The organism is Chitinophaga varians (assembly GCF_012641275.1).
Taxonomy (GTDB): domain Bacteria; phylum Bacteroidota; class Bacteroidia; order Chitinophagales; family Chitinophagaceae; genus Chitinophaga; species Chitinophaga varians_A.
The window spans coordinates 3,467,421-3,483,409 of the sequence record NZ_JABAIA010000001.1 but is presented as its reverse complement, the minus strand read 5'-3'; the positions used below and the strand labels follow the sequence as shown (position 1 = coordinate 3,483,409).

15 protein-coding genes are annotated in these 15,989 nt (G+C 48.4%); 9 read left to right on the top strand and 6 right to left on the bottom strand.

Going from position 1 to position 15,989, the window contains the following annotated elements:
- Nucleotides 1–148 precede the first annotated feature (148 nt).
- From tig to HGH92_RS14280, 4 genes are all read left to right on the top strand, one after another.
- Nucleotides 149–1,528: a trigger factor gene (tig, locus tag HGH92_RS14295; protein ID WP_168871367.1), complete on the top strand. Its 1,380-nt coding sequence runs from the start codon at nt 149–151 to the stop codon at nt 1,526–1,528.
- The gene (gene clpP, locus HGH92_RS14290) at nt 1,518–2,222 is read left to right on the top strand and encodes an ATP-dependent Clp endopeptidase proteolytic subunit ClpP (RefSeq protein WP_168871366.1); all 705 of its coding nucleotides are present in this window, start codon (nt 1,518–1,520) and stop codon (nt 2,220–2,222) included. Before tig ends, clpP begins: the two co-directional genes overlap by 11 nt.
- A gap of 256 nt (nt 2,223–2,478) precedes the next feature.
- Nucleotides 2,479–3,720 carry an ATP-dependent Clp protease ATP-binding subunit ClpX gene (clpX, locus tag HGH92_RS14285; protein ID WP_211092588.1) on the top strand — a complete coding sequence of 414 codons (1,242 nt, stop codon included), beginning with the start codon at nt 2,479–2,481 and terminating at the stop codon, nt 3,718–3,720.
- Between the two features lie 137 nt (nt 3,721–3,857).
- On the top strand, nt 3,858–4,172 hold the full coding sequence (locus tag HGH92_RS14280; RefSeq protein ID WP_168871365.1) for a YtxH domain-containing protein: 315 nt from the start codon (nt 3,858–3,860) through the stop codon (nt 4,170–4,172).
- A 71-nt stretch (nt 4,173–4,243) separates the two neighbouring features.
- On the opposite strand, the gene HGH92_RS14275 is transcribed toward HGH92_RS14280, so the two are convergent.
- The 6 genes from HGH92_RS14275 to HGH92_RS14250 all read right to left on the bottom strand — a co-directional run bounded on the left by HGH92_RS14275 (nt 4,244) and on the right by HGH92_RS14250 (nt 10,397).
- The gene (locus HGH92_RS14275) at nt 4,244–5,122 is read right to left on the bottom strand and encodes a c-type cytochrome (RefSeq protein ID WP_168871364.1); all 879 of its coding nucleotides are present in this window, start codon (nt 5,120–5,122) and stop codon (nt 4,244–4,246) included.
- 442 nt (nt 5,123–5,564) lie between these two features.
- Entirely contained in the window at nt 5,565–6,704 is a 1,140-nt protein-coding gene (locus HGH92_RS14270; RefSeq protein WP_168871363.1) for an acyl-CoA dehydrogenase, read from the bottom strand.
- An 11-nt stretch (nt 6,705–6,715) separates the two neighbouring features.
- Nucleotides 6,716–7,666 (bottom strand): ComEA family DNA-binding protein, encoded by a 951-nt coding sequence (locus HGH92_RS14265; protein ID WP_168871362.1) that lies wholly within the window; start codon nt 7,664–7,666, stop codon nt 6,716–6,718.
- Nucleotides 7,667–7,736: 70 nt separating this feature from the next.
- Nucleotides 7,737–8,498: an MBL fold metallo-hydrolase gene (locus tag HGH92_RS14260; RefSeq protein ID WP_168871361.1), complete on the bottom strand. Its 762-nt coding sequence runs from the start codon at nt 8,496–8,498 to the stop codon at nt 7,737–7,739.
- A gap of 7 nt (nt 8,499–8,505) precedes the next feature.
- On the bottom strand, nt 8,506–8,826 hold the full coding sequence (locus tag HGH92_RS14255; protein WP_168871360.1) for a hypothetical protein: 321 nt from the start codon (nt 8,824–8,826) through the stop codon (nt 8,506–8,508).
- A 17-nt stretch (nt 8,827–8,843) separates the two neighbouring features.
- Nucleotides 8,844–10,397, bottom strand: coding sequence for a response regulator (locus HGH92_RS14250; protein ID WP_168871359.1), 1,554 nt, complete (start codon nt 10,395–10,397; stop codon nt 8,844–8,846).
- A gap of 342 nt (nt 10,398–10,739) precedes the next feature.
- Here HGH92_RS14250 and HGH92_RS14245 point away from each other — a divergent pair, with 342 nt between their 5' ends.
- The 5 genes from HGH92_RS14245 (at nt 10,740) to HGH92_RS14225 (ending at nt 15,968) form a co-directional block, all read left to right on the top strand.
- A complete protein-coding gene (locus tag HGH92_RS14245; protein ID WP_168871358.1) occupies nt 10,740–11,966 on the top strand; it encodes an HD domain-containing protein in 1,227 nt (408 codons plus the stop codon).
- A gap of 87 nt (nt 11,967–12,053) precedes the next feature.
- Nucleotides 12,054–13,103 (top strand): UDP-3-O-(3-hydroxymyristoyl)glucosamine N-acyltransferase, encoded by a 1,050-nt coding sequence (lpxD, locus tag HGH92_RS14240; protein WP_168871357.1) that lies wholly within the window; start codon nt 12,054–12,056, stop codon nt 13,101–13,103.
- Nucleotides 13,104–13,139: 36 nt separating this feature from the next.
- Nucleotides 13,140–14,558, top strand: a complete 1,419-nt coding sequence (locus tag HGH92_RS14235) for a bifunctional UDP-3-O-[3-hydroxymyristoyl] N-acetylglucosamine deacetylase/3-hydroxyacyl-ACP dehydratase (RefSeq protein ID WP_168871356.1) — start codon at nt 13,140–13,142, stop codon at nt 14,556–14,558.
- 5 nt (nt 14,559–14,563) lie between these two features.
- Nucleotides 14,564–15,364 carry an acyl-ACP--UDP-N-acetylglucosamine O-acyltransferase gene (gene lpxA, locus HGH92_RS14230; RefSeq protein ID WP_168871355.1) on the top strand — a complete coding sequence of 267 codons (801 nt, stop codon included), beginning with the start codon at nt 14,564–14,566 and terminating at the stop codon, nt 15,362–15,364.
- Complete coding sequence (locus tag HGH92_RS14225; RefSeq protein ID WP_168871354.1) at nt 15,348–15,968, top strand: ATP-binding cassette domain-containing protein; 621 nt, start codon at nt 15,348–15,350, stop codon at nt 15,966–15,968. Before lpxA ends, HGH92_RS14225 begins: the two co-directional genes overlap by 17 nt.
- The last annotated feature ends 21 nt before the right edge of the window (nt 15,969–15,989 follow it).

The following is a 15,989-nucleotide window of genomic DNA, read 5'->3' as shown; positions in this document are numbered from 1 at the left end:
CTCCTATCTGACGCGCTCTCACCTAATCATTTGTCTTTTATTATTTTTTAATTTCCTGCCATTCCTGCTTGCCGTTGTGACTTCATGGCAGAAAATCAAACAAGGAATCATTATTGCTTCTTAAAGAACATTTTTATACAATTCAATTATGGCAACCGTTACCAGAGAAAACATTGGTTTATTGAACGATAAGATCACTGTGAAAGTGAGCCAGGAAGATTACCTTCCTAATTTTGACAAAGCAGTAAAACAATTCAGCAAAAATGCAAATATCCCCGGCTTCCGTAAAGGAATGGTACCTGCCGGTATGGTTAAGAAGATGCACGGTCCTGCCATTTTCGGCGACGAAGTGCTGAAAACCGTGGAAAAGGAGCTGATGGGTTATGTACAGGCAGAGAAACTGGATATCTTCGGTCAGCCGCTCTCTCTGGAAAAAACTGCTAAAAACCTCGATTTCGCTAATCCGGAAGAATATGCTTTCGAGTTTGAAGTAGGCCTGAAACCAACTTTTGAAGTTACTCCGCTCGAAAACGACAAAACTACCCTCACCCGTTACAAAGTGATCGTAACTGATGAAATGGTAAACGACGAATTACAGCGTTTACAGCTGAAAGGTGGCAAACCTTCCGAGGTGGAAGCCGTTTCTGTTGAAGATGACATCATCAATGTCACTTTCGAAGAAGCTGACGCTAAAGGCAACGTGGTAGAAGGTGGTATCACCAAAGAAAACAGCCTGCTGGTGAAATACTTCACTGACGCTGTTCAGGCTGAGCTGAAAGGCAAAAAAATCAACGACAGCATCGTGATTGAACTGGGCAAATCATTTGATGAGCAACGTTTGGGCTGGGTCCTGAAAGACCTGGGCTTCGAAGCCGGCGATAAAGAAGCCGCTAAAAAGCACTTCAAACTGACGATCACCAAAATCACCCTGATCGAAAAAAGAGAATTGAACGAAGAATTTTTCAAAGAAGTTTATCCTGCTGACAGCATCACCACTGAAGAAGCTTTCCGCGCTAAACTGAAAGAAGAAATCGCGAAATACTGGGATTCAGAAAGCCGTAACCACATGCACAACGACCTGTTTGAAGTGCTGGTTCATGAAACGCCGATCGAATTACCAAAGGATTTCCTGAAACGCTGGCTGCAGGTAGGTGGTGAAAAACCTAAAACCGCAGAAGAAGCTGAAAAAGAATTCCCGGGTTTCGACCATCAACTGCGCTGGACACTGATCAGCGATAAACTGGTTCGTGAGAATAAACTGGAAGTTTCTTTCGAAGATCTGAGAGAAAACGCCAAACAAAAAGTACTGGGCTACTATGGTGGCGCCGCTGCTGACGGAGCTGAATGGCTCGACAGCTACCTGGACCGCCTGCTGCAGGACGAAAAATTTGTTGACCAGACTTACCGCGAAATGATCACTGCCAAGTTGTTTGACTGGGCTGAGACCAAGGTGAAAGTGAAAGAAGAGGAAATCAAAGCAGAAGAATTTGTTAATTTACCTCATAAACATCACCATCATGAACATTAATAACGACGAATTCAGAAGATATGCCATTAAACACCGCGGAATCAGCAGCCTGGTTGTAGACAGCTACGCAAAAAGCCACTCTATTAACAGCCTGACTCCCTACATCCTGGAAGAACGCCAGATGAATATGACGCAGATGGACGTATTCTCCAGGCTGATGGCTGATCGTATCATTTTCCTCGGCGACCCGGTAAATGACTATGTGGCGAACGTAATCACCGCACAGTTACTGTTCCTGGAGTCTTCCGACCGCAACCGTGATATTCAGATGTACATCAATAGCCCCGGAGGCAGCGTTTACGCAGGTCTGGGCATCTATGATACCATGCAGATCGTTTCTCCTGATATCGCTACTATCTGTACCGGTATGGCCGCCTCTTTCGGCGCTGTACTGCTGGTAGCCGGCTCCAAAGGCAAACGTACCGCCCTGAAACACGCCCGCGTAATGATCCACCAGCCTCACGGCGGTGCTGAAGGCCAGACTTCTGATATCGAAATCACTGCGCGTGAGTTCATTAAGCTGAAAAAAGAGCTCAATGAAATCATTGCCAGCCACTGCGGTCAACCCGTGAAAAAAGTGGAAAAAGACTCTGACCGTGACTACTGGATGACTGCTGATGAAGCCAAAGAATACGGCATCATTGACGATGTTCTCCAGAAAAATCCGAAAAAACAGCTGGATACTCCGCAGTAATTCGGTAGCAGGGAATCAAGACACAACAGATATAGCATAATTCTTAATTGTTAAATCCTGAGAACACTTGATTTATCCCGTAAACATCACAACATCCGGACTGATCAGGAACATCCTGGCCGGTTAAGATAACTTTAACAGTCCCGCCTGAGGCGGGGCTGTTTTATTTTCCGCCCCACCCGGATTTTTAGTGTAAATTTGTACCCCTGTAACGAGATTGCAGGCATTGAGATTCGTCGAAAAATAATTTATTCAAATGAAAGAATCGAAAATTCGTTGTTCTTTCTGCAGCCGCTCCAAAGATGATGTGCAGATATTGATTGCGGGTGCTGAAGGACATATCTGTGAAAACTGTGTGGCCAACGCACAGGAGATCATTGACGCGGAGCTTTTCACTCCCGGCAAAAAGTCTGCTGCCCCCGCCACCAGCGCTATGCCCAAAGTAGCCAAGCCCATGGACATGAAAAAGTTCCTGGACGAATACGTGATCGGGCAGGACGATGCTAAAAAAATACTGGCTGTAGCTGTTTACAACCACTACAAAAGGCTGAACCAGCAAATAGGAGACGATGAAGTGGAAATTGAAAAATCCAATATCATCATGGTCGGTGAAACCGGTACCGGTAAAACATTACTGGCCAAATCCATCGCCAAACAGCTCAACGTGCCCTTTACCATCGTAGACGCTACCGTATTTACAGAAGCCGGCTATGTAGGCGAAGACGTGGAGAGTATCCTCAGCCGCCTGCTGCAGGTTTGTAACTACGACGTGGAAGCTGCTGAACGCGGCATCGTATACATCGATGAAATCGACAAAATAGCCCGTAAAAACGATAACCCTTCCATCACCCGCGATGTAAGCGGCGAAGGCGTTCAACAGGGCCTGCTCAAACTGCTGGAAGGCGCCGAAGTACTGGTACCTCCGCAGGGCGGCCGTAAACACCCTGAACAGAAACTGATCAAGCTGAACACCAGCAACATCCTGTTCATCTGCGGCGGCGCTTTCGACGGTATTGACCGCATCATCAGCAGAAGAGTTCAGACACATTCCATCGGCTTCACTGTCAACAAAGACAAGGAAGAAGAGAACAGAAAACAGATCCTCCGGTATGTAAATTCCCAGGACCTGAAATCTTTCGGCCTGATCCCCGAATTACTGGGACGCCTGCCGGTAGTGACCTATCTCAACTCCCTGGACCGCGACACACTGAAAGCGATCCTCACAGAGCCGAAAAATGCACTGATCAAACAATACAAGAAACTGTTCGCCATCGAAAATATTGCCCTCCAGGTAGAAGACGAAGCGATCGAATATATCGTGGACAAAGCCATGGAATACAAACTGGGCGCCCGCGGCCTCCGGTCTATCTGCGAAGTGGTACTGAGCGATGCCATGTATGAACTGCCATCTGCCAGCGAAACCACTTTTGCGCTGACAAAAGAATATGCCCAGGCTAAACTGGAACAGTCTACCTTATCAAAGCTTAAAGTAGCGTAAAGCAATTACGAATTACAAATTACGAATGAAGGGCTTTTCTATAACAAGGTTACTAAAGTAATTGCCCAATGGAAGTTCTCAATTCGTAATTTGTAATTCGTAATTGTCTTTGTAATTAACCTTTAAAACCCACTATTATGCAGGAACTTATTCAGCAATTACAGGCCAAAGCAGGCCTCACTCCTGAACAGGCCGTCCAGTCAATTGAAGTGATCAAGGAATACGTGAAAGGCAAACTTCCTCCCTTTATTGCGGGTACTGTAGATACCTGGTTTGCCAATATGTCCGACAAACCCGGCGAAAAGAAAGAAGGCCTGATGGACAAAGCCAACGACTTTCTCGATGATGTAAAAGACAAAGCGGAAGACTGGAAAGATAAAGCTGAAGATTGGGCCGAAGACGCCAAAGACAAAATCTCTGACTTCTTCAACAAAGACAAAAAACAGGCATAACCAGCCATCCCAAAGATATCCTGCAAAGCCCCATTGACCGCGCGTCAATGGGGCTTTGCATTTGCTGGGCACTATAAACCCTTCAGGTACAAAAACAACGCCTGTAACTCCTCATCCGAATATTCGGCCGTCATGCTCCACGGCATGTCTTCATTCTTAAGCTTTCGCCCTTCGGGGGTATTGCCGGTACGTAACGCCGTTATAAACTCCTGTGCGGTCCATTTGCCCACATTCCCTTTGGAGGTGATATCGGCCACCTTTTTACCACCGGGAATAGGACTGTCACCACCGGTAAATCGGGGATTATGGCACCCTGTACAGGACACTGACAGGTATTCCCCGTACTCCCTGGTCACCGTCACAGGCATGGTTTCAGGCTGCCGATAGGAATGATCTATCTTCTCTGCCGGAAATAGCGGCAGCTTTCCCAATACCGCCAGTACCTTACCTACCGGGCCTGTCTTCATGGGAGGCAGTGTCCTGTTGACCGCCGGCTGCGCTTTACAAAAAGCGACAATGGCCGCCATGTCTTTGTCAGACAACTTCGCGTATTCATAGGAAGGCATCAGCTTCAGGGTCTTGTTATCGGCGCCCAGGCCATGCCGCATGGCTTTGAGCCAGTCCCGGTCACTATATCCTGCCGGACGGCCTCCTTTTCCGCTGGTGAGGTTGGCCCCCGCCAAAACACCTACCGCCGGATCATTGAGAAAGATTTTGCCGCCCAGGTCGGCGCCATGACAGTCGCCACAGCCTTTGATCGCATACAGGTGCGCACCGGCGGCTATCGACGCGGAATCGTGTGGGATCGCTATAGGCCGCACTTCTACGGCATATTGTTTATTCACATGCGTGCCATACACATAAAAGAAAATACCGAAAACAATCAGTAACAGGACCGCAAGGCTCAGCAAAACAATGCCGGTCCATTTCAGGATTTTGGGGAACATCATATAACTATTGTTGGTTTAGGAATCAGCCGGTAAAATTAAAGCGGGGAATTGGGCCGGATATCAGTAGTAATACTCATTTTTGACGTGGAAGAGGGCTGCTTTTAACGTATGAAAGCATAACGTGGATTACAGGTCGTAATACTATTCAATAAGATGCATACAGGCTTTTCCGGTATAAGAAAGCACCCGTGTTAAAGGGTGCTTTCCAGTGCGTAAAAGTGTTTCAAATCTTTCTTTGATTTTTTGTTAAGGTTGATAAACGGTAAAGAGTGATGAATTAACCCAAATTTAACGTTCCTTTTGCAATATTAAATAACACTAAAGGGGTAATATTTCATTTTTTTGTCAAAAAAGATAAATGGTTTGCCGCTTATCTTTTTTTAAATTAAAAAAAATTCGCCTATCTCCTGCCTGTCAAAATCAATATTAAAAGACGCTGTAGTTATCTTAATGCCTCTCTGGCGATTACAATTTTCTGAATTTCAGATGTTCCTTCCCCGATGGTGCATAATTTTGCATCACGATAATATTTTTCTACAGGAAAGTCTTTTGTATAGCCATAACCGCCGAAAATCTGCACGGCATCGTTAGCCACTCTCACTGCCACTTCGGAAGCGTAGTATTTCGCCATGGCTGCTTCCTTTGTCATTTTCACGCCGCGGTTTTTCATGTCCGCCGCCTGCAAAGTGAGCAGCGTAGCGGCTTCTATCTCGGTGGCCATATCCGCCAGCTTAAAAGACACACCCTGGAACGAAGCGATGGGCTGATCGAACTGGTGTCTTTCCTTAGCATATTTCACGGCGGCGTCACGAGCGCCCATGGCGATGCCCAGCGACAGTGCCGCAATAGAGATACGCCCTCCGTCGAGCACCTTCATGGACTGTATAAAGCCGTCTCCTTCCGCTCCCAGCATATTGGCAGCGGGAATGCGGCAGTTATCAAAAATCATTTCGGCTGTTTCTGAAGCACGCATGCCCAGTTTATTTTCCTTCTTGCCGCCGCTGAAGCCCGGTGTGCCTTTCTCTACCACGAAGGCGGTCATGCCATGGCTGTCACGCACATCGCCGGTACGGGCTATCACTACGGCCACATCACAGCTCTTACCATGGGTAATCCAGCATTTGGTGCCGTTCAATACCCAGTGGTCGCCGTCTTTTTTGGCCACGCATTTCATGTTCATGGCGTCGGAACCTGTGTTGGGCTCCGTGAGGCCCCATGCTCCTATCCATTCGGCAGTGGCGAGTTTGGGCAGGTATTTTTTCTTCTGTTCTTCATTGCCAAACTGGAGAATGTGCCCGGTGCACAAGGAGTTGTGTGCAGCCACGCTCAGGCCGATGGCGCCGCAGAAGCGGGCGATCTCACTGACAACGGTCACATATTCCAGATATCCCATGCCGCTGCCGCCATATTCCTGTGGCACCAGCACTCCCATTAATCCCAACTCCCCCAGTTGTTTGAATAACGTTACAGGAAATTCCTGTGTTTCGTCCCATTCCAACACGTGTGGTACTATATGTGTTTTTCCGAAATCCCGGATCATTTGCGCGATCTGTTGCTGCATATCCGTAGGCTCAAAATTCATAACGTGCGGGTTTAAAAAGTGATTACAATGTAATGTTCAATTTTACGATAAATAACGTCATCCACCAACGGTAGCTGCCGAAGCTCCTCCACATGCCTGAAACCCCCATGGGCACTGCGATACTGTATGATAAGACGGGCCAGTTTATAACGTATATATGGATGTGCCGCCAAAGATTTTTCATCTGTGAGGTTGAGGTCTATTTTTTTTAGAGATCCGTTACCTATCTGCAAAAAAGGTTGAATTTTTTTAAAGGTGCTGTCTGGCAGGCCGTAACATTCGCTTACCTGGCTGATGTCGTAGAAGCCTCCCAGCTTCTCCCGGAATGCCACGATACGCCTGGCAAAACCGGGGCCTATGCCCGGCAGCAGCTGCCATTCGGCCGTGTCGGCGGCATTTACGTCTATTGTCCGTGGCGGTGGTTTCCGATGATATGTACTGTAATGATAGGCCGTATCTCTGCGTTCCGCATGCATGATGCTGTCCGGCCTGCTATTGGCAACGGTACGCGTTATCCGCACATAGGGCTGCAGCTGTCGGCATAACGACGGAGATAGTCCATATATACGTTCCAGGTCGGCGGCGGAGCGGAACCGTCCGCCTTTCTGCCGGTAGCGGTCGATGGTGGCGGCTGTCCGCGCGCTTACGCCCAGCCGTTGCCAGCCTTCGGCAGGCAGCGTATTGGGATCGAAGCAGAACAATGTGGCGGGTACAACGGCAGCGCCTACACGATCAGCCGGCACATCAGGTGGCAGCGGTTGATTGGCGGCAGCTGCCGTGGCAGCTTCCAGCGCCTGCAGGGCGGCGGCACAACCAACGGTGTCCGGCGGGGCAGCCCCGTGTAAATACACCCACAGGTCAGGCACCCGGCTGGTGAGCCATACCAGTAGCAGCAGCAGGACAACACCCGCCTGCTCTTTCCGGGAAAAGCGGAATAATTCTTTCAGGGGAGTTTTATGCATATGGGGTTAATCGCTTGTCCCCAAGTTAATGCACAGCAGTCAGGAAAGTGTTAACGGGAAGTAAACGCGGCTATATTTCCAGCGTAAGGCCGTCATAGGCCAGTGCCATGCCATCGGGCAGCTCTTTCATCACGTCATCATGCAGGCCCATCTGGTGACTGATATGCGTGAAATACACCTGTGGCACGTCCAGCTCACGGCCCAGCGCGATGGCTTCGTCCAGCGTAAAGTGAGAGATATGTGTTTCTTTTCGCAGCGCGTTCAGCACCAGTACTTTTGACCCGCGGATCTTCTCCTTTTCTTCCGGCGCAATAAAATTAGCGTCGGTGATGTAGGTGAAATCATGGACCCGGAAGCCCATGACGGGCATTTTATAGTGCATTACCTGTATAGGCGTGATCGTGAGGCCATTGATCTCAAAGGGCGTGTCATCGATGGTTTTCAGGTTAATTTCCGGAATACCGGGATACTTGAAATCCGCGAAGGCATAGGCGAATTCCCGCATGATAACGTTCTGCGAGAAATCCGTCGCATAAATATCGATGGCGCCCTGCTGGAAATAGTTGAATGCCCGGATGTCGTCCATCCCGGCTATGTGGTCTTTATGTGAGTGCGTGATCAGGACCGCTTCCAGGTGTTTTACCCGTGCCCGCAACATCTGGTAGCGGAAATCGGGGGTTGTGTCCACCACGATATTGCCTGCCGGCGAGGAAATAAAAATACTGCTTCTCAGGCGGTTGTCTTTGGGATTGGAAGATGTGCATACCTCACAACCGCAAGCGATGACCGGTACTCCCTGCGATGTGCCTGTTCCAAGAAATGTAACTTTCATCCTAGCATTAGTTTTCTGGTGCCTCTTCCCCGAGGGCCGCTGCATCGTCTGCATCCGGTACGGGCTTACTGTTCAGGATCTGCTTGTAGAGCTTGTGCGACTCTGCGGTGAGCAAATCCTCATCCAGCGGCAGCGTGGATAAAATATCCAGCAGCGTGTTAATACGTCCTTCCAGGTTCAGGAACTTATTGATCACCACAACCTTCCTGTCTTCAAGGATACAATAACCGGAAGTAAAAGAACCTTTTTCAAAACGCAGTATGTACTTGGCATCTTCAAAAATCTTCTCCAGCTTAGTCAGGTTATTGGGCGTGATCTTAATATTCATACCACAAATTTAAACAATTACTTGGATACCATTCTCACCACGGGCACGATCATCTCTTCCAGAGAGATGCCGCCATGCTGGAAGGTATTGCGGTAATAGTTCACAAAATAATTGTAGTTGTTGGGATAACACAGGTAACCATCGCCCCGGGCGAAAATATAGGACGAGTTGACATTGGGCTTGGGCAGACCGGCATCTCTGGGATCGCGGAAAGCCAGTACTTCCTTCGGATCATAGTTGAGGTTACGGCCATGCTTATATCGCAGGTTGGTGGTCGTTTGTTTGTCGCCGATCACTTTTACCGGTGTTTTTACCCGCACGCTGCCGTGGTCGGTAGCGATGATCAGGTTGATTTTTTTATCACCGATACGTTTGAGCGCCTGGTGCAGCGGGCTGTGCTCAAACCAGCTGGCGGTGAGGGAACGGTAAGACGTTTCATCGCTGGCCAGTTCTTTCAGCACTTCCATTTCCGTGCGGGCGTGGCTGAGCATGTCCACAAAGTTGTATACAATGATGCTCAGCGGATAGTCCAGCAGGTTGTGGATGTTACTGAGCATATGCTGTGCATCGGTATGGTTAGTCACCTTGGTGTAGGAAAAGCGGGCGTCCATTTTCATGCGTTGCAGCTGCGATGCGAAGAATTTCTCTTCATACAGGTTTTTGCCGCCTTCTTCGTCGTCATTCTTCCATTCTTCCGGGAATTTATGTTCGATATCTACCGGCAGCAGGCCCGCGAAAATGGCGTTGCGGCTGTATTGCGTGCTGGTAGGCAGGATACTGTAAAAAGTGTCTTCCTCCACCATCCGGAACGATTCCTGGAAAATGGGCAGGATGGCCTTGAACTGGTCCAGCCGCAGGTTATCTATCAGCAGGAACACATTAGGCACATCAGGGTCCATAAAAGGAACGATCTTTTTGGCGAAAAGCGTATGAGACATCACCGGGGCATCTGTCGATTTGGGATGCAGCCAGTTGGAGTAGTTACGGCTGATGAATTTGGCGAATTCCGTATTGGCCTCCGCTTTCTGCGCGTTAAAGACTTCCAGCATTTCCGGGCTGTTGGCTTTGGTCATCTCCATTTCCCAGTAGACAAGTTTTTTGTAGATGTCCATCCATTCGTTGTGGTCCGGGTTGGAATTGAGCGCCATAAACAGGGAGCGGAACTCCTGCTGGTAGGCTGTAGTGGTTTTTTCGGCCACCAGCCTTTTGTTGTCTATGATTTTTTTGAGCGATAACAATACCTGGTTGGGATTGACCGGTTTGATGAGATAATCGGTGATCTGTGAACCGATAGCGTCGTCCATTACGTTTTCAGCTTCATTTTTGGTGATCATGACCACCGGTATCTGCTGGTCTATCTCTTTGATTTTGCCCAGTGTCTCCAGGCCGGTGAGGCCGGGCATGGACTCATCGAGCAATACTACGTCCACCACCTGTTCTTTGAGAAATTCCAGCGCATCGTAGCCGTTGGTGAGCGCCGATACGTTATAACCTTTGCTTTCGAGGAAAATAATCTGTGATTTGAGGGATTCTATCTCATCATCTACCCATAGTATGTTGATCTGGCTCATAGTTCGTTTTATGGTTGCGGAAAACAGGAAATTACCGCTAATTTTTGGCAAAAATCATTCCCCTGATCATCCATTCCGGTAATTATATGTTAAAAATGGGCTATGCGGACAAAATCCGGGATGGAAAAAGGTGTGCCGCTTCTTAAAGTTAATTACCTTCGCAAATAACATTTTTCTACCTGTAACCTACCAATTGTTTTTTACTGTAATAGGGGTTTTCTCTATTAAAAGCGTCATTATAAGTAAAAAAAATACATATAATTAATTCATAGTGTAGTTTTGCATAATGGCACTATGAATTTCAGGTGCGCTTAGGCATTTGAAATTGAACAATCTGATGCAATGACCGAACGCAAGCGAAAAATTGTTAATGATCCGGTGTATGGCTTTATTACCATAGATCACCCGTTGATTTTTAACCTCCTTTCCCACCCCTGTTACCAGCGTTTACGCCGGATACACCAGATGGCACTTGCGCACCTGGTTTACCCGGGGGCCATGCATACACGTTTTCATCACAGTCTCGGCGCTTATCACCTGATGACCATAGCCCTTCAGGAGCTGAAGAGCAAAGGCGTGGATATCACGCCCGAAGAAGAAGTGGCCGCCAAAATGGCTATTCTGCTGCATGATATCGGCCATGGGCCTTATTCCCATGCACTGGAAAACGGCATTATAGAAGGCGTGTCCCATGAAGCCATTTCGCAGTGGCTGATGGAAGACCTTAACCGCCAGATGGACGGCGCACTGTCACTTACCCTCGATATTTTTAACGGCCGTTATCATAAACACTTCCTGCATCAGCTGGTTTCCAGCCAGTTAGACGTAGACAGGATGGACTATCTCAACCGCGACAGCTTTTTCACCGGTGTGGCGGAAGGCACTATCGGGTACGATCGTATTATCAAGATGCTGACCGTACATAACGGAGAGCTGATGGTAGAGGAGAAAGGGATTTATTCCATCGAAAAATTCATCGTGGCCCGCCGGCTGATGTATTGGCAGGTATACCTGCATAAAACAGTGCTGAGCGCTGAAAATATGCTGGTAAAAATCCTGCAGCGGGCAAAAGTGCTGGCACAGGACGGTCAACAGCTGTTTTGTTCACCGGCATTGTCCTATTTCCTGTACAATACTGTCAGCAAAGACAATTTTGAGCAGGAACCGGACTGTTTACGGCTGTTTTGCATGTTGGACGATTATGATATCATGGGCGCAATAAAAGTCTGGTCAGAGCACCCGGACAAAGTACTGTCACTTTTATGTAAATGGCTTATTAACAGGGAGTTATTCAAAGTGGTATTAACCAATGAACCGTTTGACAACAGTGTTGTGGTCCAGCTTCGCCAACAGGTGGCACAAAAATGGCAGATCTCTGACAGCGACCTGGATTATTTCGTTTTCACAGATGTGGCCTCGCTGAGGGCTTATAATGTGAACGATGAAAAGATCAACATCCTGTTTAAAGACGGAACTGTAAAAGACATTTCCTCGATAGACAACGCATTGATTAGTCACACACTGGCTATACCGGTAAAAAAATTCTACATTTGTCATCCAAAAATCTAGGCTAACAAGGTTTTACAAGCTTTAAAACATTAAAGAATAAATTCATGCATTCCGGAGTAGGCCTGGAAAACATTACAAATATTAATTATGCAGTTTAGCGCATTACAGTTAGCGACCATGTTAGATGGTACGCTGGAGGGAAATCCGGACGTGAAGGTGAGCAACATCGCCAAAATCGAAGAGGCAGGCGAAGGCATGCTCAGTTTTATTGCCAATCCTAAGTATGAAGAGTTCATATATACGACGAAAGCATCCATTCTGATCGTGAATGAAAGCCTGGTGATAGAACGTCCTATCCATTCCACCCTGATCCGGGTAAAAGATGCTTACAGCAGCTTTGCCCTGTTGTTGGAAAAATACCGTTATCTGACCGGCAACAAGTCGGGCATCCAGCAGCCTTCCCACATTCCCCAGTCTGTAAAGATGGGGCAAAACGTATTTGTGGGCGCATTTGCCTACCTGGGCGAAAACGTAGTGCTGGGCAATAACGTAAAGATATATCCTGGAGTGTACCTGGGCGAGAACGTGGTAGTGAATGACGACGCGGTATTGTACCCGGGCGTAAAAGTATATGACAACTGCATCGTAGGCAGCCGTGCCATTCTCCATGCCGGTTGCGTGATCGGCGGCGATGGTTTCGGTTTTGCGCCGCAACCGGACGGCTCCTATAAAAAGGTGCCCCAGATCGGCAACGTGGTGATTTATGACGACGTGGAAATCGGCGCCAATACGACTATCGACAGGGCTACTATGGGCTCTACGATCATCCGCCAGGGCGTGAAGCTGGACAACCTGATCCAGGTAGCGCACAACGTGGACATTGGCATCAACACAGTGATTGCCGCGCAGACCGGCGTTTCCGGCAGCACCAAAATCGGGCAGAACTGCGTCATCGGTGGCCAGGTAGGCATGGTAGGTCATATCCACATCGCTGATGGCACCAAGATCAACGCCCAGAGCGGACTTTCCAAGTCCATTACCGTTCCCAACAGCTCTCTCACCGGTTCCCCGGCCTATGATTATAAAAGTTCGCTGAAAAGTCAGGCAATTTTTAGAAATTTGCCGGATCTTGAAAAACGCGTGAAAGAATTAGAGGAGATGGTAAAACAACTGTTACAGGAAAGAGCAGGAGTTTAATTAAACTGAAGATCAAATAGTTATACATTAGTTAATATGATTGAAAATCAACAGTTGCAGAACCAGCATACCCTGAAAGGTGATATCAGCATTTCGGGCGTAGGTTTGCATACAGGAGCCAGTGTAAACATGACGCTGAAGCCCGCATCCCCGGGTTCCGGCATCAAATTCCAACGGGTAGACCTGCCTAACCAGCCCGTAGTAAAAGCGGACGTGGACTACGTAGTGGATACTGCCCGCGGCACCACGCTGGAACATAACGGCGCCCGTGTAAGCACGGTGGAGCACCTGCTGGCAGCGTTGGTAGGTACCGGTGTTGACAACGTTCTGATTGAGCTGGACGGCCCTGAAATTCCAATCATGGACGGCAGTTCCCTCCCTTTCATCGAAGCAATCGAAAAAACCGGGATACAGGACCAGGACGCCAAAAAGATCTATTATACTATAGACACCAATATCACCTATTACGACGAGCAGAAAAAAGTAGAGATGGTAGCCTTACCGGCACTGGACTACAGCATCACCTGCCTGATCGACTTCAATTCTCCCGTACTGGGCACCCAGCACGCGAAAATGAAGAGCATTGAGCACTTCAGGAACGAGATTGCCTCTTCCCGCACCTTCTGCTTCCTGCACGAACTGGAATACCTGCTGAGCAATAATCTTATCAAAGGCGGCGATATCAACAACGCTATCGTGGTGGTAGACCGCGCCGTGAACGAAGAAGACATGGCGCGCCTCGCCAAGGCCTTTAACCGCGATACTATGTCAGTACAGCGTGAAGGTATCCTCAATAACATTGAGCTGCGCTTCACCAACGAACCGGCACGCCACAAACTGCTGGACGTAGTAGGCGACCTGGCGCTGATAGGTTATCCGATCAAGGCACATATCATTGCCAACCGTCCCGGCCACGCTTCCAACGTGGAGTTTGCCCGTAAGATCAAGGCATATATCAAAAAGAACAAACACAATAAAGACGTTCCGGTATACGATCCCAACCAGCCACCGATCTTCGATACGCCCCGTATTGAAAGAACGCTGCCGCACCGTTTTCCGATGCTGCTGGTAGACAAGATCATCGAACTGGGTGAAGAAAGAGTAGTGGGCGTTAAGAACGTGACTTTCAACGAGCACTTCTTCCAGGGCCACTTCCCCGGCAACCCGGTGATGCCGGGCGTTTTACAGCTCGAAGCACTGGCGCAGGTAGGCGGTATCCTTGCACTGAACCGCGTATCTGATCCTGAAAACTATGATACCTACTTCCTGAAAATCGACAACTGTAAATTCAAACAGAAAGTCGTACCAGGAGACACCATGATCCTGAAAATGGAACTGCTGAGCCCCATCAGAAGAGGGCTCGTGGAAATGCGGGGAACGGTCTTCATTGGCAATAAAGTAGCTACCGAAGCCGACATGATAGCACAAATTGTAAAAACCAGAGAAGGCAAATAAAAGCAATGATCCACCCGCTTACATACATACATCCGGACGCCAAGGTGGCGCCTAATGTTAAAATTGATCCGTTTACCGTCATCCACAAAAACGTAGAAATCGGCGACGGCACCTGGATTGGCTCCAACGTAACCATTATGGAAGGAGCCCGCATCGGTAAAAACTGCCGCATCTTCCCGGGCGCTGTTATTTCTGCTATCCCTCAGGACCTAAAATATGCGGGTGAAGAAACCACTGTGGAAATAGGAAACAACACTACTATCCGTGAATTCGTGACCATCAACCGCGGTACGCGCGACAAGTGGAAGACCAAGATCGGCGATAACTGCCTGATCATGGCCTATGGCCACATTGCGCACGACTGCGAAGTAGGCAATCACTGCATCTTCTCCAATAACACTACCCTGGCCGGGCATATCACCGTGGGCGACCACGTGGTGCTGGCCGGTATGGTGGCCATCCAGCAGTTCTGTAAAGTAGGCGACCACGCCTTCGTTACCGGTGGCTCCCTCGTGCGGAAAGATGTACCTCCTTATGTAAAAGCCGCCCGTGAGCCCCTCTCCTATGTGGGCATCAACTCGGTAGGACTGAAAAGAAGAGGATTCTCCCTGGAAAAAATCAATCAGATCCTGGATATTTACCGTGTGATTTTTGTGAAAGGCTATAAATTATCCAAGGCCATCAGCATCATCGAAGCTGAGTTTCCGGCCACCGATGAAAGAGACGAAATTCTGTCCTTCATCCGTGAGTCCGGCCGTGGTATTATGAGAGGTTACACTTCCCATTCCAATGATGATATCTCTTGACCAGACAGGTAAACGTTTCAACTACGACTGGATATTTCGTGGTGTGAGCCTTACCTTCCGGGAAGGAGAACGCTACGCGATTCTGGGGCCTAACGGTTCAGGAAAATCCACTTTACTACAGGTTATCAGCGGCGCCATTCAACACAATGAAGGCACTGTACAATACAGCACACCGGAAAAACCCATCGCCCCCGATGCGTTTTTCCGGTACTGTGCTATTGCAGCTCCCTATCTGGAGCTGATAGAAGAATTCACCCTCACAGAGATCATCACCTTCCATACCCAATTCAAATCCCTGCTGCCCGGCATTACACCTGCCATGGCCATGGAAATGGCAGGACTGGAAAAAGCAGCCCACAAACAACTCCGTAATTTCTCCTCCGGGATGAAACAGCGTATCAAACTGGCGCTCGCCATTCTCAGCGATGTACCCGTATTATTGCTGGACGAACCCTGCACCAATCTCGATGCTGCCGGTGTAGCGCTCTACCAGGGAATGATCAACCAATACGGAGGCAACCGCCTCATCATCGTCAGCTCCAACGACGAGCAGGAGTATTTCATGTGTAAACACCACATTCGTATCACCGACTACAAACAATAGTGCTGTCATATCGCGATTTTG

Excerpts from the sequence above, each read along its gene's own strand:
- HGH92_RS14255 (WP_168871360.1), bottom strand. The coding sequence starts at position 8,826 with ATGAATATTAAGATCACGCCCAATAACCTGACTAAGCTGGAGAAGATT.
- HGH92_RS14260 (WP_168871361.1), bottom strand. The coding sequence starts at position 8,498 with ATGAAAGTTACATTTCTTGGAACAGGCACATCGCAGGGAGTACCGGTC.
- HGH92_RS14245 (WP_168871358.1), top strand. The coding sequence starts at position 10,740 with ATGACCGAACGCAAGCGAAAAATTGTTAATGATCCGGTGTATGGCTTT.
- HGH92_RS14270 (WP_168871363.1), bottom strand. The coding sequence starts at position 6,704 with ATGAATTTTGAGCCTACGGATATGCAGCAACAGATCGCGCAAATGATC.
- HGH92_RS14225 (WP_168871354.1), top strand. The coding sequence starts at position 15,348 with ATGATGATATCTCTTGACCAGACAGGTAAACGTTTCAACTACGACTGG.
- HGH92_RS14280 (WP_168871365.1), top strand. The coding sequence starts at position 3,858 with ATGCAGGAACTTATTCAGCAATTACAGGCCAAAGCAGGCCTCACTCCT.
- clpP (WP_168871366.1), top strand. The coding sequence starts at position 1,518 with ATGAACATTAATAACGACGAATTCAGAAGATATGCCATTAAACACCGC.
- HGH92_RS14235 (WP_168871356.1), top strand. The coding sequence starts at position 13,140 with ATGATTGAAAATCAACAGTTGCAGAACCAGCATACCCTGAAAGGTGAT.
- HGH92_RS14250 (WP_168871359.1), bottom strand. The coding sequence starts at position 10,397 with ATGAGCCAGATCAACATACTATGGGTAGATGATGAGATAGAATCCCTC.
- clpX (WP_211092588.1), top strand. The coding sequence starts at position 2,479 with ATGAAAGAATCGAAAATTCGTTGTTCTTTCTGCAGCCGCTCCAAAGAT.
- lpxA (WP_168871355.1), top strand. The coding sequence starts at position 14,564 with ATGATCCACCCGCTTACATACATACATCCGGACGCCAAGGTGGCGCCT.
- HGH92_RS14275 (WP_168871364.1), bottom strand. The coding sequence starts at position 5,122 with ATGATGTTCCCCAAAATCCTGAAATGGACCGGCATTGTTTTGCTGAGC.
- HGH92_RS14265 (WP_168871362.1), bottom strand. The coding sequence starts at position 7,666 with ATGCATAAAACTCCCCTGAAAGAATTATTCCGCTTTTCCCGGAAAGAG.
- tig (WP_168871367.1), top strand. The coding sequence starts at position 149 with ATGGCAACCGTTACCAGAGAAAACATTGGTTTATTGAACGATAAGATC.
- lpxD (WP_168871357.1), top strand. The coding sequence starts at position 12,054 with ATGCAGTTTAGCGCATTACAGTTAGCGACCATGTTAGATGGTACGCTG.